Genomic DNA, 26,567 nt, shown 5'->3' with positions numbered 1-26,567 from the left:
AAATATATTAAGATTTTATTTATATCAAAATATTAAGCAACAAATTAGCTAAAAATTTCTTTCTCAGTCATCCTAATGAAATCCATACACTTATAGCCATGTTAAACAAATACACAGAATTAGACCGACCTCATAACCAAGTTAATACTTGAATAAGATTAAGTCATGGATAACCTATCTTTAAAATTTTTATGTAATTAATAAAGTCAAATAAACCTATTAAAAAAATTATAAATAAGTTATCATAAATCCTCCAACTCTATATTTTCCAATTCATCATTGCGGCAATAATTTACTTTTCCTTCACTATACGACATAATGACTAGCCATTTTTTTTGATTAAATGGTAAAACTTCATTACCTGCAAAATTTCTATATTTTTCTTTTTCTGGAAATAGTGCACCCAAATAAATTTTCTCACCAAAACAATATTCAAAAAATTTATCTTTAGCTGATATTATTCTCCACCCATCTTTTTTTAATTTATTATCAATCTGTTTAAAATCACTTAAGGAAAGATCAGACTTATTTATTTGAGTCACTGAATATTTATTATCAATTTTATCTATTAAGACCTCTTCATTGGGTTCAAAATCTTTAAAGAATTTATAAGTAATTGTTTTAAAGTACTCCCCTTCTTTAGTAACTTTTGTATTTGTACAAGATACTAATATAAAAATACTCATTAATAATAAACTTAGTTTTGAAAAAATCATTTTCTATTAGCCTTATTTAAAAATTCAATTTGATAAATACGCTGACTTGAAGTTACACCTTCCGACATATCAATTCTTGGGCTACCGCCACCCACCTCAATTCCAATTTGGGCATTTGGGTCAAACCATTTTTGAGTATGTGGAACAGTCACACCACCAACAACACCAAAAAATCCAACAGATGTAGTAACACTCTTACCAGGTAACCATCTGTTAACAAATTCTGCTATATCCGCTCTATCTGCTTGGGATTTATTAGTAATAGTGCCAAAACTACAGCTCCCACCTTTAGCTGCCACACTTTGAGAAATTCCCTTTGCCAATTGAAATGGCGACAAGTTTTTCGTATTTAGCATTTTAGTAACTTCATTTGGAATAGATGTTCCACTAACGCTTCCTGTTAAATACACGCTACCATCATGTAAGTTAACTACAGCTCCTGTAGATAATGGCCCCATTCCACCTGAACAAACTGCATAGTCTAAGGTACATTTATTTTCTAATATACATTTTGCAACTCTATCAATATGATCTAACTCTCTATCTCTAGCTATACCAGTTGGACTATACTTTCCAAAGTTTTCATGACCTTTTTGTATTTGATCCCTTTTTTCACCAACCCACTTCTGGGTTTTTTCCAGAAAATTATAGCCTTTAAAATCAGGTTGTTGATTACTATTAATTTTATTTGTACCCTTTGATATCTTTTCCAGTTGTTTACTTCCACGATCCAAAGTTTCAAATGCTGCTTTATTTTGTTGTATAGCATTACGATAATCCTGACTAGCTTTATTACTATAATCTGATGATTTATAAGATGATGATTTATTTTTAGATGTAGCTTGTGTACTTGAACGTTGGTTAAGTTTGGCAATGTATTCCTGAGCTTCAGAATTTAAACCTTTACTTCCAGGCACATACCTATCGGAATATGTCCCATCGGGATGAATAAATACTTTCGCCAACCCCAACGCATCTACCCACTGATTCGGATCACTTACATAAGCTAAATTATTAAGTCCGCCAGCTAGTCCAATCGGATCTTTACTTACATATCTCGCACTATGCGGCTCATAATAACGGTAACGGTTATAATGTAAGCCAGTTTCACTATCGTAATATTGCCCTTGGAAACGAATATTGGTTTGCTCAAGTAAATTATGAGAAGCCTTTATTTCTAAAGCGTCACCCCATACATTCTGCTTAATTTCCCAAATACACTCACCTAATTCATTAGTTAATGTTTGTGGTGTGCCAACTTGGTCACAGTGATAAAAAAGCACTCGTTCCAATTCAGCTTTATTTTTTCGTGTTTCCGTTTTCCATAGCGGATCTTTATAAACCGAATAATCTTCATGCTGAAATTGAGTGTAATCTGGGGTTTCTAGAAGCTTGATAAAACCTGTATAGCCCGTTTGCAGCAGCGGTACAAAACTCTGCGGTTCATAGACATAATGCTTAGTGTAGTTTTCTTCAACGTCATTAGATTGCTGTGACTCCCAAATCATCAGGTCACCGCCCCAGCCGAATAAGGTCAGGGTTTGCGCATTTTGATTTTTCTTGTATAAACGCCTTCCAAATACATCATAACCATATTCAGTCGCCTGACCATTAAGCTCACTTTGGATCAAACGGTTCAGGTTATCCCACGTCAGTTTTAATGTTTTACCTGCATGGCTGCTTTCAATCACATTGCCTTGCGCATCGTATTTATAGTTTTTACCCTGATATTGAGCGATCAAATTACTTTTCACTTGAGACGCCTGCGTGGCAATCGGGTCAATTAAATTCCCCGCAGGGTCAAAAGTAAAGCTTTCCGTTTTATGCACACTTTGACTCTGTATCAAACGGCCAACCGCATCATATTGATAATTCAGCTTGCCTAAACGGCTGTCGTCCACCTGCGTGAGTAGATAATTTTGATCATAATGATACTGCCGTTCCGCCTGATGCTGTACTCGCCCTAAAGTCTCTTGCTCTGGCTGAATCAGCTGCGAACTGAGTAAACCCACATCATTATAATTTTTGGTTTGAACCAATCCATTGGCGAGCATCCGCGCAGTTTCACGGTGTAAATCATCGCGCTGAAATGCCACCATGTCTTTTTTATTTAACGCAATGCCATAAATATGCCCTGAACCATAACTCAAATTGCTTTGAACCTGTCCATCAGGGCGAATCGTTTGAGTTAAATTTCCCAGCACATCATATTCATAACGCAGCACAGCCGTCAGCGGAGTTAAATGCGGCACTTTATAATGCTGATGCTCACGGACCAATTGGCCAAGCGCGTTGCGATAAAAATCGATTTGACTGTCTTTATTCGTCGCCTTACTCAACTGATGATTCAGGTTGTATTCAAATTCTTCTGTTTGACTTACACGAGTTTGTGCATGGGTATAAGTTTTTGAAGCGATTGCACCATCAGCAAAATATGCAAATTGAGTAAACACATTCGGCTGACGGATTTGGAACAGCTGACCGTTTTCATTGTAGCTATAATATTTTTCTTCGCCGTCGAAGGCCTGTTCACGTGTCAATTGACCATAACGGTTATATTCAAATAAATATTCTGCATGGTTTTGATTGATCAGCTTTTGAATACGGCCTAGCTGATCCCATTGGTAGCCAATTTGATGACGGTTCGCATCTATACGCTGTTCGAGCAAACCCGCAGCATTATAACGGTACTGCGTGCTTAAACCTTTGGTATCCGTATGCTTCAGCAAGCGCCCTTCTTCATCATGCTCAAATTGTTCCTTTAAACCATCAGGATAGACAATTGCTCTAAGCTGACCTTTGTCTTTACCTTCTGAGCTGTAGATATATTTGATTTGCTGCGCAGCAGCAGACTGCTGGGCCGTCAGTGCGCCTTCTTCATCGTATTCCCATGCGCTTTCTTTACCTGAACAATCGCTATATGCGGTCATTTGCCCCAAATCATTGTATTGAATTTTTTTAGAGCCGCCTTTGGCATCAATGATTTCTACAACTTGATTATCGTTGTTGTATTTATATTGCGTGCTATAACCTAAAGGATTAATTTCCTTCGTTACATTACCGTCTGCATCGTATTCTTTTTTCCAAATATGACCTTCTGGATCTTTAGTTTCCGTCAAATTTCCTGCTTCATCATAGGCAAAACGGATGATGCCTCCATTCGGCTGTACGATTTTAACCAACTGATCTTGCTCGTTATAAACTTGTTCGGTTTCTAGGCCTGCAAAATCAATTTGACGGGTAATACGTTTTTGACTGTCACGCGATAGCCATTTTTCACGGCCATCGGCTAAGCGTGTGCGATAGGTAAAACCATCTAAATCAAAGTAGTAATAGGTTGGCACATCATAAGCATCGTACACAGCAACTTGGCGCAGTCTCGGGTGCCACTCCAAACGTGTTTTAAAACTACCATCATCTGCCCATTCTGCGATGGCTTTGGCATTCGCCTCTTTTGATTCATAACGGATATTTTGCCCACGACCAGTACGGTCGGTATAACGGGTCAGCTGATGCGCATCATTATATTCATAGCTGCGTACATGGCCATTTTGATCCACTGCCTGAATTAAATTACCTTGCGTATCATATTCATAGCGTGAAACTGGCTCTGCCTGTTCATCCACAAAAGCAGCGATAACTTTTACTTGATCATTAAAGGCAAACTTGAGCTGATGCTTGCCTCGTTTCAATTGAAAATCAATGCCTTGTAGATAAGCCTGCTGCTCAAACAAAATATAACTTAAAGCAACTTTTTCATCTGTTTCTTCATTAAATTGCTGAATCAACTGATAGTGTTTTCCGCCATTAAAGCTATGGAAATGAAAACTCCACGCTGAACCAAAATTCAGCAGCAAGTCTTCATTTTCTAATGGTTCTATACTAAAGCCTTCATAAGGCACCGTATAAGCCTCATACACAATTGATGCAGGCAGCTGATGCTTGCGGCCATTGCTGTCTATAAACAAATAGCCGTTTTTATTTTGGCAAATGACATTCGAAAAAGGCATCATCCAACGCGCACCCATGAGGCTTTGGTCAAACTCATGCATTTGCGAGTTATATTGACGGCTAAAGCTGAAACCCACTTTAGGTAAATAAAAATCGGTATGATTGACCCGTTCAGCACCGATAGAATAGCTGATACTGTGCTTAGACTGCGAGTCAGCCCCTTGGCAAGGCGGATTATTCAGTGCATCGGCCTGCAGCGTCACAAACTCTAAAGTATCCCCTGTGGTGTGCTGCTCATGTTCCCCAGTTTGATTAATCGGCACACTGGCATTGGCTTTGTTACCTTGCGTTTTAATGGCTTTTAAGGTTTCTTGAATTAGCCATGCCAAACTGTATTTTAGACCTGCGTTAGCTTGACGTTGAATTTCATTTGGAAATGAACTCAATGCCTGAGTTGCTTGAGTTTGTAGCAGCGTGCCTGTTTGTTCTTTCCTTATTTTAGGCAGCATATTGGCAAGTGCGCTAGTTTTACTTAAATCAATCAGCGGTTTTGCCCAATTGCTAAATTGTTCTGTCGGATCACGCTTTTCCGCAGTTGCACCAAAACTAATAGTGGGTGAAACCAGTCCTGACTGAATCGGCGCTGCAAAAGTATTTAGAATAGACGTGCCTAAAGTTGTTGCGCCACTTAATAATGCGGGAAGTTTGGCCTGTGTTTCAGTCAGAAACTTTTCTAAATCCCCTGCAATCTGTGCATTCAGATGCAAAGACATACGGCGAAGATCGGCCTCTTGAATTTTGCCATTTTCTGGATAGAGCTTTTCAGCCATTAGCCCCAACAAAGGACGTAATGCCATACGTACATGCGCTTCAGCTTTTGGCTCTAAATATAAGCCAATCAGGTTCATGCTCAGCAAAGCAGATTTTTGCACAGCAGCATCACCCTGTTCTTGCTCGGTAGCAAATAATAGTAAGTCCAACACTGCACCTGAAAGTGCAAAAATATTGGCTACAGTAGGGACATTTGCTTTGGCTTTTAACTGCTCTAAACTTGTATTACCACACGCTTTTAAATAATCCTGAATTTGATGGGCTATAAATTTATGATCTTCAGTATGCGTCACACTTTCTAAATTAAAAATTGCCAGTTCTACGGCTGGCTTATTTATTGTCTGTTGTTCTTTTTGAACATTTTGATCAGTTGTCATGTAAAAACCTATTACTCAAATTCTAAATATTTAAAACTGTGTTTGACGCTAGCTTTAGCAAATGCTAACCATTGTTCTTTTTCGGTCGTGTAGTTTCGCTATAAGTGAGATAAGGGCTTGAATATTGCTTCCTATCTACCCAATCATCGTCACTGGCAAGGACAGGTATCACTGGTGCAGGTGCAACTTCTGCTACTTTTATTTCAGTAACTTTAGGCACTGCCACGGGTGCAGCTGCTACATTCATGGGTGTTACCGCACCTTCTCGAATCGTTTCTGTGTAGGTCAATGCACGTGTAGAATAAGAAATTTTACGACCCACAATATCCTTATCAATAGTTGCTTGAGAGTTCTGAACTGCGGCAGCAGTTGACCCAGAAACGATGCCGTTACTCATTCCACTTCCACCTAATACGCTGGATAAGCCTTGTGCCCCCTGACCCAAACTTGCCATTTGTGAAGCAGAAAGCCCCAAGTTGAGTTTCGATGAAATTGCAGATAGTGCAGAGTTGGTGACTTGGTCTTTAAATTGATTTAACGCTTGTCCACCAACATCTTTTAATGCATTTTTTCCTATATTTTTTAAAGAATCTGCATTTAAATTGAATAAGTTATCTTTAAGCTGTGAAGTTAAATTTTGCCCCAACGACCCGAGTGCATTCTGAATCAAGTCTGAAGCTCCCGGTACAACGTTTTCTGCCCATTGATAGTCACGCTTAAAATGACTCGCTGAATCCCAAGCACTTCGAGGATCTTTGTCAAACTCAACTTTAGCCGGTCCTGGTGCAATACCCGTTACTTGAGCAAAGCCATTGCCGTCTAATTTTCCTGTAACTTGCTTGCCCAAAGCATCAATCACTTTAAATCCAGTTCCGCTAAAGAAATCTTGACCACCATAGCTCTTAAGCAGTTCTAAGGCCCCTTTCATCGGATTAGAAGCAGGAAGTTGTGCAGACTTGCTAGCACTCGATGCTGGTTTAAATAGATGCTGCCCTGCATTTACTTCAAATTTACCGCCTGTCTTAGCAAAAATTCCCGAGCCATTTAAAGTAATTTGGGAAGAAGCTCCTGTGATCACAATCTCTTTAGGACTGCTAATCTCTATTTTGTCCTCAGTAGAAGAAATCGTAATTCCTTTTTTTGCCAAAATATCCAAAGCATCAGACTGTGCCTGAATTTCGACTTTACTTTGCGCTGCTATTGCTTTAATACCACCTTGAGCTGCAAATAAGCTAACCTTACCTAAAGCTTGTCCCACAATATTTTTTTGCGTACTCAGGTTAATGCTATCACCGGCAATTTGGTTGATCATGCCTGTTGCAGATAAATGAATATCCTCTGGTGTACTCAGTGCAATACCATCCACTGAGTTAAGTAAAAGAATGGCTTTTTTAAATTTAGCGATATCTTTTTCTATTTCACTGGCAAAAGCTTTTAGCTGTTCAACAGATTCAATTTCATCTGTTTTTTGTTGTTTTGCAATATCACTTAAAGACTTACTATTACTATGACTCGTCTCCAGCTGTGTTCTTGCAATCTCTGCATCTAAATGTTCACCATTGGCCTTTTCCTGTTTATAAGTCGACACCAATAAACCTTGTCCAGCCCGAACCGCTCCCCATTGATCGGTCCGCAGCTCAAAACCTTCACCCCGATCTTCACTTTCTGCTTTATCTTTTGGATGACTGAGCTTACCGAGGTTCAGTTGGCTCGCACCATGACTACTTTGCAGCTGGGTACTAATTTGCCCCGTGGTGTCATCAAAGCGTAATTGACCAAAACCCTCTCCCGCCACTTCTTTCGAGCGAATTCCCGCGAGTTTTTTGGTATCGGGTAATTGTCCTTTATTGTCAAATTTAGTGGGACTACGCTGCGCTTCATGAATACGCCCCACAACAAAAGGTCGGTCAATGTTGCCATCAAAGAAATCAACGACGACTATTTCACCAATTCGAGGTAAGAAGCGTGCGCCATAACCTTCGCCGGCCCACGGGGTCAACACATCAACCCAAGCCGAGTCTGTGTCGTTATTATTCGCACCTGCACCGCCATCATGGCCATGATCATCAGAACGGGTAAACAGAAAACGAACTTTTATCCGCCCCCATTCATCAACATGGATTTCTTCACCGGCAGGCCCCACAACTTTGGCACGTTGGGGATGTGTTACTGGTCGATGTGTAAGTGGATTAAATTCAGGGACGGTCGTTATATTTCGACGTTGTAAAGCCAAGGTATTGGCTTGGCGTTCATCCGCCTCGCTTTGTTTGACTTGCCACTGACTCTGATGAATCAGCTGGGTGACTTGATCAGTTAAGTCTTTAGGTAAATTATTTTGGTTATAAAAAGACTTGGATAAAATCAAAAACTCTTGATCGGCCCCACGATGCTGGTCAATCTCTGGATGCTCATCCAATTTGAACCAGTAACCAACTTGTGTATCACGCACGGTACTTTTAGCAATAAATTGTTTGGCTTGAGCCGCATAATAATCACTAAAATTTTGATTGAGACGTTCAACTTGAGCACTATTAGAGGCAGTTGCAGCATCTTCACCATTCAGATCTTGCATCCATGCAGGGCTCACATGCCATGCCTGCTCTAAGCTTAAGCTCGCATTATCTTGATTTTGGCTATGTAGGTGCTTGCTTTGTACTGCACCACCACCCTCGTCCTGTTCAAGCACATCCGCCTGCCACCGCTGCACATGTACCGACGTCGGCTGCAGACTGCGCTGACCGATAAAACTGGTCATACTGTCATTTTTTTCAGTCGCACTACTGCGATGAAAACGGATATTACGTCGCTCCAAAGCTTGATATTGACTATTATCATCAATCAAACGTAGCTTTTGGGCTGCTATGGGTGTCGCAGACGATGTTACAAAAGATTGAGCTTCATCAACCAACCAATGAATGCCTTCACTGCGTAATAAGCGGGTAATAAAATCATAGTCGGTTTCATTACTTTGCATCATGAATGGTCGAACGTCATACTCTTTTTTTAAGCCACTTAAGTCCAAACTTAAGCTCGCTGCAAAAAGTGGGCTCTTTTTTTGCCATTCCTTAAAAATAATCTCGACCACATCTTTGACCGATTTATTCATAAACACGCGGCTATTACGACGCTTATGCCATAATGCCGTTGCATCTTCTAAGGTCAACTTATATAGCGTTAATGCACCATCACTTTGGCCTTGAAATGCTTCTGTAATGATCCCGGTAATACGAAAAAGTTGCCCAGCATCGGTCACCTGATCAATTGCGACTTGTGTACCAATAAATTGTTTGAGTTCTAAGGTGGCAGAAGTTGAGAGACAGATGAGCTGAACATTTAAACCCGTACTAAGCGCATGTTCCCCATCAATGCGTTGTAAAAATACCGCCTGATTTAATGTCGAATTTGAAAATTGAATGTGCAAGGCACGTTTTTGTGGACTAATGCCCAATTTCTCAAGTGCAGAATAAATATTGTTCAGCATCGTTATTATCTAAAATCAGATTTTTATAAAATATGCGGGGTATTTAATCAAAAAAACTCATATTTTTCTAGGCATAAACTGCCTGCTTTGTTGGGTTTTATGTAAGTAAAAATTCAAATTTCCACATTAATTCTTTATGTTATTTTTACTCTATTTATTTCTGTATTAAAAATAGAAGAGACCATCAAACTAAACTTCAGGTCTCTTCATACCACCTTACTGCTTTGCATCACGATTAATTGGTATTTAAAAATGCGTGAATATTCTCCAATTGCTCTTGTGCTTCAACATAGCCTTGCAAGGCCGCTTTTTCTAAATATTGCTGTGCAATTTTAAGATCCCGCTCTACACCGATGCCATGAATATATAAATAACCCAATCGCGTTAATGCCGCAGCATTCATCCCCTGAGCAGCTTGTACATAATAACTATGTGCCTGAGTTAAATCTTGCTGCACACCCAAACCATGTTCTGACATTTCACCAAGCTGGTACAAGGCAGTCACATTTCCCAATGCCGCCGCTTGCGAAAAATACTGCGATGCTTGTTGGAAATCTTGTGCTCCCCATTGTCCTTTTAAATTAACTAGACCCAATTGCGTGAGTGCATCTGGATGGCCTAATTTTGCCGCTTTCAACAATGCTCGCTGTGTTTGACTATCATCAAATGAGAGATCAGGCAAGATATTGTCCACGGCTAAACGGTAGAGATACCAAGCAGCATCCTGCGAACCTTGTTCTGCGGCTTTTTCCAGATAGCTCAGACATTGATCACGATGTGCTAATGGATACTCTGGCAATGCATAAAAACGCCCAATCACATAGTTTTGATCGGCGACACAAGTAATGGACATATCATTTAAATGCCTAGCAGCTTCAACTAAAAATTGCTGTGCTTGCTTGATATTTCGCTCAACACCGACCCCATGTAGGTAGCATAGTGCCAAACCGACTTGGTTAATGAATAATGGTTTGAATTGATACGCTGTTTGATATAACTCAAATGCTTTTTGCGGATCATCACTAACCAAATACTTTTCAAAATACAGCGCGGCAATAAGACTAATCGCTTCAGCATCTTTAAGTTGAGCAGCTTCGGTCAGAAAGCGAAAACCTAAAGTTTCCTGCTTCTCCAAGTACCAACCATGAAAATGTGCAATGCCTAATAATCGGCTGGCTGCTGCAACTTTGTGCTCTTTGGCCTGCTGTAAAAGATCATGATACACCCGCTGACGCTGATCGACGTCGATCTTACCCATCAATACTGCTTGATAATATTCATACAACTGCTGCTGGTGCCCGAGTAGCAATCCTCGCTTTAAATATTGCAATGACTTTTCATCATTTTGCGCAAGATACTTTCCTTGTGCATAGAATTGCTGCAACTGCTGAATAGCCGCCATATGATCTTGTTGGCCAGCTTTCAGTAAATATTCCACTCCCAAAGTAATATTTGGCGTGGCTTGGTTTAAATAGAACTGTGCCAATTGATACTGTGAATTGGCATGTCCATTGTCCGCATTTTTTTGCAACAAATCCAAATGTTGCTGCTCGGCATGTGTTTGATCTTCTGGGTTTAATTCGGCGAGTCGATATTGTGCATCCAAATGACCGCGTGAAATCGCATGTCGATACCAATATTGTGCTTTTTCAATATTGGGCACACCGCCATAGATACCTTCTTCAACTTGCCCCAACACATATGCAGCATCATCGCTACCTAAACTATTGGCTTTTTCCAATAAAGCCAGCGCATTTTCCACACTGACTTCTCGGCCTAAGCCTTGTAAATGCATCTGCCCCATAGCGACATAGGCCTGCGGAATTTCATGCTGTTTGGCTAAATTTTGATACAACTCATAGGCACGCGCATAGTCGGTTGGTGCATCAAGCATTAAGCGTTCTGCGAATTTCAGCTGCGCATCTAATTGGTCTATCCACAAGTCATGCCCAACCGCTTTAGCCTGATCGCGTTTCACTGGATCGGGTCTTTTCCACATCCAAAACGCAAGTGCTCCCATCCCCAAAATTAGTATCAGTAAAAACCACATACTCGCCCCAAAAAAATCAATATTTTAATTATTCCAACATTGTGTCTGATTTTAATTCTATATACAAAAAAAGCACCGAATTCGGTGCTTTATTTTTTTCAAAATGAGATAACTGTCATGCTTTTGCTCGTTTTGCATCAAGTTTTTTGAGCACCTCTGACACAGCCACCATCGCAAAGCTGGACGTCACGACTACTGCTGAACCATATCCACCACAACGTAAGCCTGCACTTGGACAAACATCAGCACTGGAAAATGGATTATCAATCGAATAAACACAGGTAATCCCAAACTTTTCTTTCGGCTTTTTACAAATGCCTTTGCCGCGTAATTGTGTGCGCAATTTGGCTAACATCGGGTCTTGCTCTGTTCTTGATAAATCTGCGACTCGGATTTTCAGCGGATCAAGTTTACCCCCTGCTCCACCGGAAACGATCAACGGAATTTTATTAAAACGGCAATGTAGCATTAAGGCAAATTTGGCCTTCACATCATCAATACAATCTAAAATTAGGTCAGGAGCACCTGCCAAAATTTCTTTGACATTTTCGGGTGTGAGATAATCATCAATCAAATTTATTTTGATTCGGGGATTAATCGCACGGCAGCGCTCTGCCATCACTTCAATTTTTTCATGTCCCAGTGTCGTGCTCATGGCAGGCAATTGTCGATTAATATTCGATGCAGCAACTACATCCATATCGACCAAGGTCAGCTCACCAATACCAGTACGCGCTAAAGCTTCGACCGCCCATGAGCCTACACCACCAATCCCTATCACCATGACATGACTTTTTTCATAATGATGAAAACTTTCATCACTATATATTTTGGCTACGCCAGCAAAACGGCGGTCATATTCATCATCTTGGAGCAGTTCAGTCATAGGTTTGGAGGCTGTGTTAAATGAGCCGCCATTTTAGCAAATTCGCTACTTATTTTCTTTGATAAAACGCAATTCAGCAGTCAGCACAACAGAGCGGCATTCGCATCAGGTCTAAATCCATCAAAATAAACATTTACAGCGAACGGAGGTCTGCTTTAAAAAGTATAACCATAGATCTAAAACTCAAGTGTGTATTGCCATGGACATCCATCCTCTGCCAAATAATTTAAAAATCACCGATGACAAAAATGAAATGGATTTAGACACCGTGCATCGCTTTTTAAGCCATACCTATTGGTCAAAAGACATTCCGAAACATGTGGTGAAAAAAGCGATTGAAAACTCTTTGGCCGTGGCCTTACTTCTCGATGATGAACTCATCGGTTTTGGTCGTGCCATTACGGATTATGCAACTTTTGCTTATTTAGCCGATATTTATGTCGCCGATGAGCATCGAGGCAAAGGCTATTCAAAATTGATTGTGAGTACTTTATTTGAAAAATGTGGCTCCGCAGATCTAAGACGCATGTTACTTGCAACGGCGGATGCACATGGTCTATACCGCCAATTTGGCTTCACTGATTTGGCTCAACCTGCAAATTTCCTCGAGATTCATCAAGCCAACGTCTATCAACGATAGAGAAAATATCTCGGATAAAAAAAAGAGGCTTTCGCCTCTTTTTCTATCTTACAACCTTAGTCTTTATTCATAATAAAGAAATATTCACGGTAGTATTTGAGTTCAGCAATGGAGTCACGGATATCATCCATCGCTAAATGTGAGGCATTCTTTTTCAAGCCACCCATGATCTCTGGGCGCCAGCGTTTCGCCAATTCTTTCACTGATGATACATCGAGATTACGGTAGTGGAAGTATTGTTCCATTTCAGGCATTAAACGATGCAAGAAACGACGATCTTGGCAAATTGAGTTACCGCACATCGGTGATGATTTTGGATTTACCCATTTTTTCAAAAATTCTAAAGTTTGCTGTTCAGCATCTTGTGCTGTCAATTTACTACGACGTACACGTTCGATCAGACCTGATTGACCATGTTGGCGAGTGTTCCATTCATCCATCGCATTGAGCACACGGTCAGACTGATGTACCGCAAGCACAGGCCCTTCCGCCAGAATATTTAAATTATCATCCGTCACAATTGTTGCAACTTCAATAATCTGGTCGTTATCTGTATCTAGACCTGTCATTTCAAGGTCAATCCAAATCAGGCGTGTATCAGGTGTGCTGCTCATAAATGTGCAATCTTATTAGGCTGTAAAAATGAACATAGTAGCAAATTTATTGGGCTTGCGCTGTAAATAGACCCTGCTTTCATGCTATTTTTGCCATCTAGTTTTCATGGTTTTTTAGGATATGAATGGCTTTAATTCGTAAGCGCCGACTGACTGAACAGCAGCAACGTCGCATTCAGAAGCAACATAAATCTCGTCAGGAAGAAATCGATACTTCTGCAGATTTGGAAGGCTTGGTCGTCCAACATTATGGTCGTCAACTTGAAGTTCAAGCGCTGTCTACACCCGACCAACATCCTGAAAAACCTATTGTGCAAGCTGGTGAACCTGAACCACATTGGAAACCCATCGAATTAGGCAGTGTTTGGCGCTGCCATACCCGTACCAATCTCGAATTATTGGTGACGGGTGACCGTGTCAAATGGCAAGCTGACCCGATCACAGGTTTGGGGATTATTACCGCGATTCATCCACGCCAATCTTTACTGACACGCCCTGACCGTTATCACAAAGTGAAACCTGTCGCAGCCAATGTCAGCCTGATTGTGATTGTATTTGCACCACTTCCTGAGCCAGCGCCAGGCCTGATTGACCGCTATTTGGTGGCCTGTGCAGATGCCGATATTCCAGCTTTATTGGTCTTAAATAAATCCGATTTGCTTAAAGACAATGATCCGATCTTAACGCTATTACAAGAATATCGTGACTTGGGCTATGAGGTCATGCAAACTCAATCTGATGGTGACTTAAGCGCACTTTCTGCTCGCCTTTCAGGTGAAACTGTCGCATTTGTAGGTCAGTCTGGGGTTGGTAAAAGTACTTTAATTAATGCCATTGTTCCGGATGCTGCGCAAAAAACCAATATTATTTCGGAAAACTCCGCGCTCGGTCAGCACACCACCACCTCTACGCGCTTAATTGCGTTTGGTGAAGGTTCTGCATTGATTGATTCACCAGGAATCCGTGAATTTGGTTTATGGCACCTAGAATTGGAAAAAGTTCAGCAAGGTTTCCCTGAGATCGAGTCACATTTGGGCTATTGCCAGTTCCGTAACTGTACGCATAAACATGAAAAGCAATGTGCGCTTAGAATGGCGGCTCAAAATGGCGAAATTTTACCGCGCCGATTAGACAGTTATTTACGTCTGATCGACGAAATTACGGAAGCGCAGCAAAAAAATTAATTTTTATTCTGTTCATGCCCTTGAAGGGGTGATTTTGATCACCATATTTATGGGCTATACTCTTGGCAATTTAAAATTGTAGTTAGGTGAATTGTGGAACGTTGGTTCGAATTTATGGGGAATCACCCCTTCTTATTTGGAACGCTAGCTGTATTGGTCGTGCTGTTCTTTATTCTTGAAGGCCAGCGTAATGGTCGCAAAATTTCACCTCAATCTTTAGGGATTTTAGTTAAAGCTAAAAATGCTCAATTGATTGACTTACGTGATGCGAAAGACTTCCGCGAAGGTCATATTAGCGGTAGCCGTAATATTCCATATAGCCAAATTACAAAACACATTGAAGAGTTAAAAACTTCTGATCGCCCGTTGGTTTTTGTATGTAACCTTGGTCAAGTGGCAGGCTCTGCATTGCAACAAGTCGGTCATGCAGATGCATACCGTTTAGACGGCGGCATTAGCAACTGGAAAGCTCAAGGCTTACCTCTAGTTAAAAGCAAATAAGCGCTTCTTAGGAGATTAACATGGCTGAAGTTACGATTTATTCAACAACTGTATGTCCTTACTGCATTCGTGCAAAACAGCTCCTAGAGCGTAAAGGCGTGGCTTATAAAGAAATTAATTTATCAAATGAAGCGCCTGAAGTGCGTATGGAATTGATGCAACGCACCAACCACCGTACTGTACCTCAAATTTTTATTAATGATCAGTTTATTGGCGGTTTTGACCAACTTTATGCTTTAGAGCGTGAAGGCAAACTCGACGGCATGCTATCTTAATTCTAAACATAAATCGTCACCTCATATTAAGGAATAAACAATGAGTGAAGAACAACAAGCTCAACCACAATTGGCATTAGAGCGTATTTATACTAAAGATATTTCTTTCGAAGTACCTGGGGCTCAAGTATTTACTAAAGAATGGCAGCCTGAACTAAATATCAACCTTTCTTCTTCTGCAGAAAAAGTTGATCCAACACACTTCGAAGTTTCACTGAAAGTTGTCGTTCAAGCGAACAATGCGGGTGACACTGCATTTATCGTTGACGTTACTCAAGCAGGTATCTTCCTGATCGATAGCGTTGAAGAAGAACGTCTTCCGTACATTCTTGGTGCTTACTGCCCAAATATCTTGTTCCCATTCCTACGTGAAGCAGTGAACGATATGGTTACTAAAGGCAGCTTCCCACAATTATTGCTTACACCAATTAACTTCGATGCTGAATTCGAAGCGAATTTGCAACGTGCGCAAACTGCTGCTGAAGGCCAAGCTTAATCGCTTATCTTCAAATCTAAAAAAGACCGCTTTTAGCGGTCTTTTTTATTGCTTTATTTATCCCCTCTCCTTCTAGGAGATGAGAAACACTGTTTCGCAAGGGGAGAGGTTTTTATTCCCTCACCCTAGCCCTCTCCCAAAGAGAGAGGGAACTTAAAGAGAATTACTCAGCATCTGCCATCAGATCAGCGCTCATACCTACAGTATTAAAGCCAGCATCAACATACAGAATTTCACCTGTAATACCATTTGCCCAAGGTGAGCAAAGGAACAATGCTGCATTACCGACATCTTCAATAGTTACATTGCGTTTAAGTGGTGCGACTTTTTCATTTAGATCTAACATTTTACGGAAAGATTTAATCCCTGAAGCCGCTAAGGTACGAATCGGACCTGCTGAAATCGCATTTACACGAATACCTTCAGCACCAAGACTTGTTGCCAAATAACGTACGCCTGCTTCTAGTGACGCTTTTGCCATACCCATAACGTTATAGTTTGGCATTACGCGTTCAGAACCTTGGTAAGTCAGCGTCAATAAGCAACCTTGACGTGCAGCCAATAAAGGTTTTGCCGCACGAGCCATCGCAATAAAGCTATATGCGCTGATGTCGTGAGCAATTTTAAAACCTTCACGGTCGGTAATATCAGTGAAATCGCCATCTAAAGTATGTGCCGGTGCAAAACCAATTGAATGCACAACACCATCTAGACCATCCCAATGTTTAGCAAGTTCAGCAAAAGCGGTATCAATTTCAGCGTCCACTGCTACATCACATGGGAAAACTAAAGTTGAACCAAATTGTTCAGCAAAATCATCTACACGTTTTTTTAATTTTTCGTTTGGATAAGTAAAAGCCAGTTCTGCACCTTCGCGATGTAAAGCTTGCGCAATACCAAATGCGATTGATAACTTACTTGCAATACCCGCGATTAAAAAGCGTTTGCCAGCCAATAGTCCTTGTGCCATGTGAAACTCACTCAAAATAATTTAACAGCATAATGCCAAGTCTAAAGCATTTTAGAAATTGCATAATGCGCCTTTTTTTAGAAAACCATCATTGCATGCACGATGCAAATGAAAACCAGATTCAATCAAGCAGCGTCAATATTTGTTGGCCCTTAAGCGTCCAGATGCAATGCTTGTAATGAATTTTTCCATAATATATCTGCAATCTCAGATTCAGTACTGTTTAAGCTCTGAGCTAGCCCCTGCAATACATAGGGTAAATTGACCGGCGTATTACGGGTACGCCCTTCCGTTGAATGCTGACAACATAAGGGGGTCATATCTGGACAGTCAGTTTCTAAGACCAAATGATCTACACCCAAAGTCTGAACCACTTGATGTAATTTTTTTGCATTAGAATTGGTGATTTGCCCTGTTACACCGATTTTAAAACCTAGCTTGGTAAATGCCTTCGCTTCTTCAACACCACCACTAAATGCATGTGCAATACCACCGAGTTTAAATTGATGCAGCTTCAGCATCGAAAGCACCTCCGCATGGGATTTACGAATATGCAGCAATATTGGTTTATCAAACTGCTGTGCTAATTCAAGTTGTGCGGAAAAATACTGCTGCTGCTTTTGAAAAAGTTCAGGATGTTTATGCTGTTTCAAAAAAGTATCTAAACCTATCTCACCGACAGCAACACAATCATGCTGCTTTAGCATCTGTTCCACGTCGAGCAAATGTTCTGCACGATGTTGCTCAATATAAAACGGATGTAAGCCGGGAGCTAAATAGCTTTTGGGAGCATTGGATAAACGATCTAAAAACTCTTGGGTTTGCAGCAAATCGTGAAAACGTGACTGTACAAAACCAATCAATACTAACGCATCGACACCCGCCTGTTTGGCAGCATACGCCAACTGTTCCCGATCAGCGTCAAAATCGGGAACATCAAAATGCGTATGCGTATCAAACAGTGAGTAAGTCATTGAACTAATTAATTTGCTTTTGCGGCTGAGGCTTCAACAGCTTCAACTACTGGTAGATATTGCTTTTTCAAGATACTTTGCAATTGATCATACGGAATGGTCAAACGTGGTAAACCCGCCACATATGGCCCAATTTCATATTCGGCATATTGCAAAATTAGACCTTGCTGACTTAGATAAAAGTTATCAGACAGTTTAAATTTCCAAATCTGTTCATATTCTTGAACATTGTCCGCCAACTTGGCATCTTTCACCCAAGTTTTAAAGACTTCATAGCCCAGCTTTTCAAGTTTAGTACGTTGATTGGGCAGCAATATGTCATTGAGCTGTACCAATTTTTGAGTGCTTAAATCGAAGTTATAATATTGCTGTGCAGAAGAACCATGCGCCCCACCTAAATATGAGCTGGTATTTAAAACCACTGTTGCCAAGGGTTTTTCAGCATTCAATATTTTAGGTTTAATCATCAAACTGATTTGCTGATTGGCGCTTAAAGATTTCAACTCTTTATCTAAATTTAAAAATGCTTGCATATAAGGCTGCGTGGCTTTTTCCAATTTTAATTTGGGCGTTTCAACCTTTGCCAAAGCAGATTTTGCTTCAGACGCTGCAGGTACTTCACTTGCAGCGGGAGCGTCTTTGCTCAGCGTTTTATCTTCTAAAGGCGAAACAGACAGGATCTCTCCCAACTGTTTTAAAATTTCCGCATCAATAAATTCATCAATAAAGGCTTGATTACTGTTTAAGCGTTCAACTGAAATTTCAGGACAGACCCCGCCATCACATTCAGGTAAATTCAGTTGTAATTTTTCCGCATCACCAATCAGTTTTGCACTCAAATCTGGCTGTTCAGTTTTGGCTTGATCCGGCTTTTTTTCAGGTTCAGCTTGTTGTGGCTGACACGCCGTGAATGCAACAGAAACTGCCAATATTGAGCTTGCCCAAATTTTATTTTTTTGCACCATTGCTTCAACCTTTCATTTCGAATAATTGATATTTATCTCAGTAAATATCTCATCAAATTAAATACTTTCGTTGTTTAGAACATATGCTGATACACATCAGCTTTCAAGACTTGTTGTGTTTGCGCTTTGCTGAGATAAATATCCAGTTGTGTACTATCTTTGATAATTTCATCTGTACGGTAATGCAAACCGACACCTTCTTGATCAAAGAACCAATCTGCTTGGCCCCAATAGAGCTTTTTCGGTGCCGATTTTTTGACATCCACATCTTGTTCATCTAACCATTTGCCATAGGCTTGCTGCACAATGGCATCCATATTTTGCTGCTGCTTTGCATCAATAATATCTAAGGGTTTGAGATTTTTTTTCGCACGACGGTCTGCCACAAAAAAATAATAGCGCTCTTTGACCGTGATATTTTCCTGTTTGGTATCGACACCGATTTGCAGCAGCACATATTGATTCCGTTGATATGGAACTCGTGTGTACATCGCCAATTCATAGGCTTTATTGGTTTTAAACTCGGCCTGCCAAGCATCTGATTTTTTCACATACGCATCGACAGCTTGTTGGAGATTCATATTCTGCTTTAGTGCAATCTGATCTTGTACGACGCTGGCCTGATTCTTTTCAATCCAGCTATTCAACCACGTATCTACGGTCTGAATGGTTTGTATCTCTAAATCAATACAACTTTTATTTTCACAAAACGGTTTGGCAATTTTAGCGGCTTGCTCTTGGATATTTAAATAAGGCAAAACATCTGGATTGATCACGGCCGCTTCAGAAGCGCCATCATCGGCCGGCTTTGTCGCTTTGTTTTCTTTTCCTGAATCACATGCACTGAGCAGCAAAACACTCCCCAAAAGTGCAAAAACTGTAGCATCCTTGAATATTTTCATGATGTCCTAAACGACCAAATGATTGCGTAATGTATGGATTTAAAAACTCTACCACAAAATAAAACAGCTTCACGAAGAAGCTGTTTTATTTCTGTAAAAGAACAACTTAGTGTTCACGTGTATTACGGAACACGATATCCGGATAACGTTCTTGCATTAACTGTAAATTCACACGACTTGGTGCAAGATAAGTTAAATGACCACCGCCATCGACAGACAATTGGTCATGTGCTTTTTTCTTAAATTCGTTGAATTTTTTCTCGTCATCACAAGATACCCAACGTACGGTATTGATACTTACAGGCTCGTAAATACAATCAACTTTGTATTCTTCTTTCAGGCGATAAGCCACGACTTCAAACTGAAGTACGCCCACAGCACCCACGATTAAGTCGTTACTGTTTTGTGGCATAAAGACCTGAGTTGCACCTTCTTCTGACAGTTCTTTTAAGCCTTTTTGTAGCTGTTTTGACTTCAATGGATCTTTTAAACGCACGCGACGGAACATTTCAGGTGCGAAGTGAGGAATACCGGTAAAGTGTAAATCTTCACCAGAAGTGAAGGTATCACCGATCTGAATCGTACCATGGTTATGCAAACCGATAATGTCACCCGGCCATGCTTCTTCAAGATGTTGACGGTCACCGGCAAGGAACGTTAAGGCATCACTAATACGTACATCTTTACCTAGACGCACATGTTTCATTTTTAAGCCTTTTTCATACTTACCTGAACAGATACGCATGAATGCAATACGGTCACGATGTTTTGGATCCATATTGGCTTGAATTTTAAAGACGAAACCTGTGAAGCCTTCTTCAGTCGCTTCAACTTTGCGGTCTTGAGTCGGATGTGCTTTAGGTTCAGGCGCATATTGACTAAATGCATCCAGAACATGGTCTACACCAAAGTTACCGAGTGCCGTACCAAACAAGACTGGCGTTTGGCGACCTGCCAAAAATTCATCACGGTCTAAAGGCTCATTGGCCATTTGAACCAACTCCAATGATTCTTCAAATGCGGCCCAAGCGAGATCGCCGACTTTTTCACGCAAATCTGCATAGTCATAGCCATCACGAACTTCAATATCCGTAATGGTTGAACCGAAACCCGCCTTATAAACGTAGAATTTTTCTTCGAGTAGGTTAAATACACCCGCAAAGTCACGACCTGTGCCCAGTGGCCAAGTAATCGGAACACATTTAATTTTTAAAACGTTTTCGATTTCATCTAGCAGTTCTAATGGCTCACGAATTTCACGGTCCATTTTGTTGACGAATGAAATAATCGGCGTGTCGCGCATACGACACACTTCCATCAATTTGATCGTACGATCTTCGACACCTTTTGCACCATCAATCACCATAAGCGCAGAGTCAACAGCGGTTAATGTACGGTAAGTATCTTCAGAAAAGTCTTCATGCCCTGGGGTGTCGAGCAAGTTAATCATCTTGTCTTTAAACGGGAACTGCATAACAGAGGTGGTGATCGAAATCCCACGTTCTTTTTCCATTTCCATCCAGTCAGACGTTGCCGCACGATCAGATTTACGGCTTTTTACCATACCTGCAACCTGAATCGCCTGTCCCCATAACAACAGTTTTTCTGTCATTGTGGTTTTACCGGCATCGGGGTGGGAAATAATAGCGAAAGTACGTCGCTGAGCGACCTGTGTCGCTAATTCTTCTTTAAAACTCATGAAAGACACCTACTGCAAAACTCGCAGTGCAAAAGATCAGATCTGATCAATATGGAAAATTGGCGATATTGTATCAGATTGACCATTAAAAATAATCAACCACATCGGGTTGAGTCAAAATCTTAGCGTGGCGTGTCTTGATGTTTTACATTGGATGACGACCTGTTTTTATCGACGATATAACGTATTCCACTGTCTTTTTTCTATACTCATTGGCAATGCGATAAGACTACAAATGACTTTATTCAACTTTCGCTTTCATGCTTTCTTCAAGCTGTGCCACTGGCATCGGCATTCCTAACAAATATCCCTGCAATTGTTGGCAACCTAAACGTTTTAAAATTTCTGCTTGTTGTTCTGTCTCTACACCTTCTGCAGTGACCGTTAAACCCAGTCGAATTGCCAAGTGAATAATACTTTCTAAAATAATTTCTTCTTTAGAGCCGGCGCTCAAATTGCGGATAAACTCACGGTCAATTTTCAGCTCATCTACAGGCAGTTCTTTTAAATACAAGAAACTTGAATGTCCCGTCCCAAAGTCATCAATCGCAACTTTAATTCCCATCTTTCTCAAATGTTCAAAAGTCAAGATACTGGCATCGATATGATGCATCGCTGTTGACTCGGTAATTTCAATAATTAAATGTGACGGGTTGATTTCATACCGTGCAAAAAGCGACTCTAAAGTACTAAATAAGTGTTTATGTTCAAACTGAATGGCTGATAAGTTGACCGCAATAGGATACAACGGCATATTCAGCTTTTCCCAGTGCTGAATTTGCTTACAGGCTTCTTCAAGCGCCCAATAGCCCATGGCAATAATCAGTCCAGTTTTTTCTGCACCATTGATAAACTTATTTGGCGTCAACATACCTAGAGTTGGATGATTCCAACGAATTAAGGCCTCTACTCCACAAATTTCACGATCAGTGGCATTGAATTTTGGCTGATAAAATAAGATAAACTGTTGTTCTTCTACCGCTTTATACAAATCATTGATCAGTTTCGTCTGACTTTTTTCTTCAAATTGGTCGGCAGTATAATTAAAAAATGAATAGGTATTACGCCCCTGATACTTCGAACTCAGCATTGCGGTGTCTGCATTGATCAGTAGGTCTTGTAAGTTCGCACCATGTTCAGGGTACATCGCAATACCAATACTGCCTGAAATGTTAATTTCCTTACCTGCAATCAAAAAGCTTTCTTGCATCAATTCCAATATTTTTTCAGACATTGCTGTGGCAGAGTCATTGCTTGCTGACTCAAGCACAATCAGAAATTCATCGCCACCGATTCGTAGCAATTTGGCTTGATCATTAATTAAACGGTGAATACGCGTAGCAATTTGAATCAGTAGTTGATCACCCACATGGTGTCCAAACACATCATTGACCGCTTTAAAACGGTCGATATCAATATAAATAAAAGCAATTTTATCTTGTCTTAAGCGATGCTCTGTAAATAGAAAATGTGCATATTCAGCCAAAAATAGTCGATTAGGTAAACGGGTCAAATTGTCCTGTACAGCTTGATTGGCTAGTTCTCGATTTGCGCGCATCAACTGTAAACTGCGATGCTCTAAACGTTGTTCTAATACCGCTACACTAAAGGCTGCCATCAACAATAAACTGGTGACAAATAAGACAATAAACAGCAATAAATTATGGTTTATCTGCGCTGCCACCAATACATCCATCGAGTTTAGCGGTACAAAATCAACAGCCGCCATACCAATATAATGCATAGCCACAATGCTAAAAGTCAGCATTAATGCGACAAAGACATTCAAAATATTCCGTTTTGGCGAATATTTATTTTTAAACGTCATCCAAAAGGCCAAACCCGAACCACAGATCGCAACTAAAATTGAACAGATAACAATTAAAGGTTCATACCGTTGTTCATAGCCCTGAACGGCTAAACTCAGCATACCGGTATAATGCATGCCGGAAATGCCAAGGCCCATTAACACTGAACCTAAAATTAAACGAGGAAAAGGTAATGTCTGTCGTGTGGTTAACCACACAGCAAAAGTGGAAGCAACGAAAGCAATAAAATAGGATATCAGGGTCAGACTGGTATCGAAACTATGGCTTGAAGGCAAATGGCTGGCTATCATGCTTACAAAATGCATGCACCAGATCGCAGCACCTAAAATTGCACCGCTGAAGAATAAAATGACATTTTCATATCTTGGTCGTGTTCCACGAAACAACATTTGTTCGAGTGAAACAGCAAAGTAACAACTTAATAATGCAACTACGATTGAACCAGCGACCAGACTGTAATCATAATGAATATGAGTCATATCAAGCGTTCCGCTTAGGTTATCGTGGCACTTTCTTTAACCGAATTACCCAATCTATCTCTTCCCTTTAACTTGTTACATTTTCAATTACTTACTTATTTTCTCTTAGAATCTATTAGTCTACGGTAATGGTCAAGTCTTTCTTTCAAGATTTTAAGCAACTGATTATTTTAAAAAAATAAAGCTTGATGAAGTTCACTAAAACTTAAACTTTTGATAAAAATTGCATCAGGTGTCTATTATTTTAGAACAGTTTCTAATCATAATAAAATGAATAAGTTAGAATCATTTATAGATTGCTTTCTAGATTTAAATCGAACACCGCCCTACTCACAAAAAAATAGCGAGCCGTAGCTCGCTATTTCTCAATGGATAAATTCATCTTTTCTGTCAAAAACTCAAGCAATCATCTCAATGTTATTTATGGATGAATTACTTACTTTTTGGCTGCTGTTGTTGGATTCGTACCTTGTAATTTGGCATAGTCCATTAGCACATTCGCTGCTTCCGTCACAAAGACTTCTTCTTCAGGCAGTGCTGGACGTTGGTTCGCCTTCATTTTCGCACGTGCTTCCACCAATGCATCCATAGACGCTTGGTAGCTCTCCCAGTTGGCATAAGGCTTTTGACCCACCACTTTACGACGTTGATTTTCAGCATCCAAAGACTTTTGCTCTAGTGCCAACAATTCAGCTTTACGCTTCGTTAAGTCGAGTACCACACGCTTTTGCTCATCCGTCTTTTTTGCAATCGCTGTACGTTGCTCTAAATATTTAAATTGCGGATCAATGCTGACACGTTGCTGAGATGACTTAATCAAATCGGGAACATAGCCTTGAATTGAACCTTCACGTTTAAACGGTGCGGTTGGAATAGTATCCCACTGTAAAGCATTTTTCGATTTACGCTCACCAAACTCTTCATTGTAAATATCGACCAGCTTAATATCCGGTACGACCCCTTTATTTTGGGTACTGCCGCCCGTCACTCGGTAAAATTTACGTTGCGTTAAGGTTGCTTGACCATAGGCTAAAGAGTCAAGTTGTACCTGCGCTGTTCCTTTACCCGTTGTGGTACTACCAATCACCACACCACGCTCATAGTCTTGAATCGCAGCAGAATAAATTTCACTCGCAGAAGCCGAAGCCAAATTAATCAATACCGCCAATGGGCCTGCATAAGTTTGCGCGCCACCATCATCATCTTCAAACACGCTGACATTGCCATTACCATCACGGATTTGCACCACTGGACCTGATTTAATCACTTGTCCAAGCATACGTGCCACTTCTTCAAGTGAGCCGCCTGGGTTGTTACGCAAGTCAATGATGATGCCTTCAACATTTTGCGCATCTAATGTTTTTAAGGCTTTATTGGTATCTTCCGACACAGAACGGTAATCTGTACCCGCACGACGTGCACGATAGTTTAAGTAAAACGATGGAATTTCAATCACACCAAACTTATGTTTTTTGCCATCACGTTCAATTTCAACGGTACGTGAACGCACGCCTGCATCTTCTTCTTGAATTACATCACGTACAATAGTGACATTTCGCGCTTGATTCATGGACGCACCAGCACCCAATAAACGTAAAGTCACTTTGGTGCCACGTTTACCACGAATCAGTCCGACAATTTCATTGCTCGGCCAACCAATCACATCGACCATTTTGTCGCCATCTTGGGCAACACCAACGATGCGATCGCCTGACTTCACTTGTCCTGATTTGCTGGCTGGCCCACCTTCCACAATCGTCTCGATTTTGGTGTAGTCTTCATTACCACGTTCAGGACGGATCGATACCCCAATCCCTTCCAATTGCAGCGTGGTTTGACGGTTCAATTCCATCGCATCTACAGGTGGAAAGTAATTACTGTGCGGATCATACGTCAGCATCATGGCATTCAGAGTTTTATCAAGCACATCATCGCTTTTTAAACGACTAATCCGCTCTAACTGACGTGTATAACGCTTGGTTAAAGTCTGTACAGGTGTTAAGTCTTCAGGACCTGTTAAGTCTTGACCATTTGCCAGTGTTGGGTCATCTTTCAACGCTTTTTGTTTGGCTTTCTCTTCTTCTTTGCTGATGGTTAAGTTGATCAGCTGAGAGACCAACATTTTATTCCAATGCGCACGCTGCTCTTCTGTCGATTTAAAGAATGGTGCTTTTTCACGATCAGTTTCGATGTAGTTATTCGGTTGATTTAAATTCTGTGGCTTTTTCAGCTCTTCCAACATATAGGTGTAGAACTGTTTTAAGCGCTCACGATATTGCGCATGAATCGCATACGGCCCTGTTAAATTGCCCGCTTTGAGATTTGCACCAAAAGTTGAACCATAACGTTTTTTATAATTTTCAATATCCGATGCCAAGAACAACGTATGTTCAGCGTCTAAACTATCAATATAAAAATCTAAAATACGGTTAGATGTATTAACATCTAAACGCTGATTTAAATAGTGTTGACGGTCTACCAATGTTGCAAGCTGACGTGAGACCAAGGCTTGCTCTTGTGTGGGCTGAATGGTACCCGCGCTCACTGCTTCTGTATTATTGGCAGCAATTGCGTCATTCACCACATGAGTGAAAAAGAATCCACCTGTCGCAATCGCAACGGCACAAGCTAATGTTTGAAGTTTCATAAATAATTTGTACTTCCTTGGTATTAAGACCAATATTACCGTGTTGGTTTTCGACCTGAATTGAATAGATTCAAAATCTTAAACAACTTAATATGTTTAT

At 40.6% G+C, this 26,567-nt stretch carries 18 protein-coding genes; 5 read left to right on the top strand and 13 right to left on the bottom strand.

Going from position 1 to position 26,567, the window contains the following annotated elements; all coding sequences use genetic code 11:
• Window positions 1-242: 242 nt before the first annotated feature.
• The 5 genes from FTU65_RS02340 to FTU65_RS02320 all read right to left on the bottom strand — a co-directional run bounded on the left by FTU65_RS02340 (window position 243) and on the right by FTU65_RS02320 (window position 12,292).
• Window positions 243-716 (bottom strand): hypothetical protein, encoded by a 474-nt coding sequence (locus FTU65_RS02340; RefSeq protein WP_180010225.1) that lies wholly within the window; start codon window positions 714-716, stop codon window positions 243-245.
• The gene (locus FTU65_RS02335; RefSeq protein ID WP_180066318.1) at window positions 713-5,875 is read right to left on the bottom strand and encodes an RHS repeat-associated core domain-containing protein; all 5,163 of its coding nucleotides are present in this window, start codon (window positions 5,873-5,875) and stop codon (window positions 713-715) included. The genes FTU65_RS02340 and FTU65_RS02335 overlap by 4 nt, the downstream gene beginning before the upstream one ends.
• 64 nt (window positions 5,876-5,939) lie before the next feature.
• A complete protein-coding gene (locus tag FTU65_RS02330) occupies window positions 5,940-9,356 on the bottom strand; it encodes a type VI secretion system Vgr family protein (protein WP_180066316.1) in 3,417 nt (1,138 codons plus the stop codon).
• Between the two features lie 235 nt (window positions 9,357-9,591).
• Complete coding sequence (locus FTU65_RS02325; protein ID WP_180010222.1) at window positions 9,592-11,406, bottom strand: tetratricopeptide repeat protein; 1,815 nt, start codon at window positions 11,404-11,406, stop codon at window positions 9,592-9,594.
• 115 nt (window positions 11,407-11,521) lie between these two features.
• Complete coding sequence (locus tag FTU65_RS02320) at window positions 11,522-12,292, bottom strand: ThiF family adenylyltransferase (RefSeq protein WP_180004537.1); 771 nt, start codon at window positions 12,290-12,292, stop codon at window positions 11,522-11,524.
• Between the two features lie 199 nt (window positions 12,293-12,491).
• On the opposite strand from FTU65_RS02320, the gene FTU65_RS02315 reads away from it, so the two are divergent.
• Window positions 12,492-12,932: a GNAT family N-acetyltransferase gene (locus FTU65_RS02315; RefSeq protein WP_180065176.1), complete on the top strand. Its 441-nt coding sequence runs from the start codon at window positions 12,492-12,494 to the stop codon at window positions 12,930-12,932.
• 56 nt (window positions 12,933-12,988) lie between these two features.
• Here the strand turns inward: FTU65_RS02315 and orn are convergent, their stop codons facing one another.
• A complete protein-coding gene (orn, locus tag FTU65_RS02310) occupies window positions 12,989-13,546 on the bottom strand; it encodes an oligoribonuclease (RefSeq protein WP_067763591.1) in 558 nt (185 codons plus the stop codon).
• A gap of 125 nt (window positions 13,547-13,671) precedes the next feature.
• Between orn and rsgA the strand changes: the two genes are divergently transcribed.
• The 4 genes from rsgA (at window position 13,672) to secB (ending at window position 16,002) form a co-directional block, all read left to right on the top strand.
• Window positions 13,672-14,730, top strand: coding sequence for a ribosome small subunit-dependent GTPase A (gene rsgA, locus FTU65_RS02305; RefSeq protein ID WP_180004539.1), 1,059 nt, complete (start codon window positions 13,672-13,674; stop codon window positions 14,728-14,730).
• Window positions 14,731-14,823: 93 nt separating this feature from the next.
• Complete coding sequence (locus FTU65_RS02300; RefSeq protein ID WP_078189639.1) at window positions 14,824-15,231, top strand: rhodanese-like domain-containing protein; 408 nt, start codon at window positions 14,824-14,826, stop codon at window positions 15,229-15,231.
• Window positions 15,232-15,251: 20 nt separating this feature from the next.
• Entirely contained in the window at window positions 15,252-15,506 is a 255-nt protein-coding gene (grxC, locus tag FTU65_RS02295; protein ID WP_180065177.1) for a glutaredoxin 3, read from the top strand.
• Between the two features lie 40 nt (window positions 15,507-15,546).
• Window positions 15,547-16,002 (top strand): protein-export chaperone SecB, encoded by a 456-nt coding sequence (gene secB, locus FTU65_RS02290; RefSeq protein WP_078189641.1) that lies wholly within the window; start codon window positions 15,547-15,549, stop codon window positions 16,000-16,002.
• A gap of 163 nt (window positions 16,003-16,165) precedes the next feature.
• Here secB and FTU65_RS02285 read toward each other — a convergent pair whose 3' ends face one another.
• From FTU65_RS02285 to FTU65_RS02255, 7 genes are all read right to left on the bottom strand, one after another.
• Complete coding sequence (locus tag FTU65_RS02285; protein ID WP_078189642.1) at window positions 16,166-16,972, bottom strand: enoyl-ACP reductase; 807 nt, start codon at window positions 16,970-16,972, stop codon at window positions 16,166-16,168.
• Window positions 16,973-17,124: 152 nt separating this feature from the next.
• Window positions 17,125-17,946: a TatD family hydrolase gene (locus FTU65_RS02280; RefSeq protein WP_180066314.1), complete on the bottom strand. Its 822-nt coding sequence runs from the start codon at window positions 17,944-17,946 to the stop codon at window positions 17,125-17,127.
• An 8-nt stretch (window positions 17,947-17,954) separates the two neighbouring features.
• Window positions 17,955-18,911 (bottom strand): RsiV family protein, encoded by a 957-nt coding sequence (locus FTU65_RS02275; RefSeq protein ID WP_180066313.1) that lies wholly within the window; start codon window positions 18,909-18,911, stop codon window positions 17,955-17,957.
• A gap of 74 nt (window positions 18,912-18,985) precedes the next feature.
• Window positions 18,986-19,813, bottom strand: a complete 828-nt coding sequence (locus FTU65_RS02270) for a hypothetical protein (protein WP_180021052.1) — start codon at window positions 19,811-19,813, stop codon at window positions 18,986-18,988.
• A 106-nt stretch (window positions 19,814-19,919) separates the two neighbouring features.
• Window positions 19,920-21,512 (bottom strand): peptide chain release factor 3, encoded by a 1,593-nt coding sequence (locus tag FTU65_RS02265; protein WP_078189646.1) that lies wholly within the window; start codon window positions 21,510-21,512, stop codon window positions 19,920-19,922.
• Window positions 21,513-21,753: 241 nt separating this feature from the next.
• On the bottom strand, window positions 21,754-23,820 hold the full coding sequence (locus FTU65_RS02260) for a bifunctional diguanylate cyclase/phosphodiesterase (RefSeq protein ID WP_180066311.1): 2,067 nt from the start codon (window positions 23,818-23,820) through the stop codon (window positions 21,754-21,756).
• Between the two features lie 436 nt (window positions 23,821-24,256).
• Window positions 24,257-26,467, bottom strand: a complete 2,211-nt coding sequence (locus FTU65_RS02255) for a carboxy terminal-processing peptidase (RefSeq protein WP_180066308.1) — start codon at window positions 26,465-26,467, stop codon at window positions 24,257-24,259.
• Between the last annotated feature and the right edge of the window lie 100 nt (window positions 26,468-26,567).

Source organism: Acinetobacter sp. YH12129, from assembly GCF_013418685.1.
In the GTDB taxonomy this organism is placed as follows: Bacteria; Pseudomonadota; Gammaproteobacteria; order Pseudomonadales; family Moraxellaceae; genus Acinetobacter; species Acinetobacter amyesii.
The sequence above is the reverse complement of the archived record's forward strand: the minus strand, read 5'-3'. Positions and strand labels throughout refer to the sequence as shown.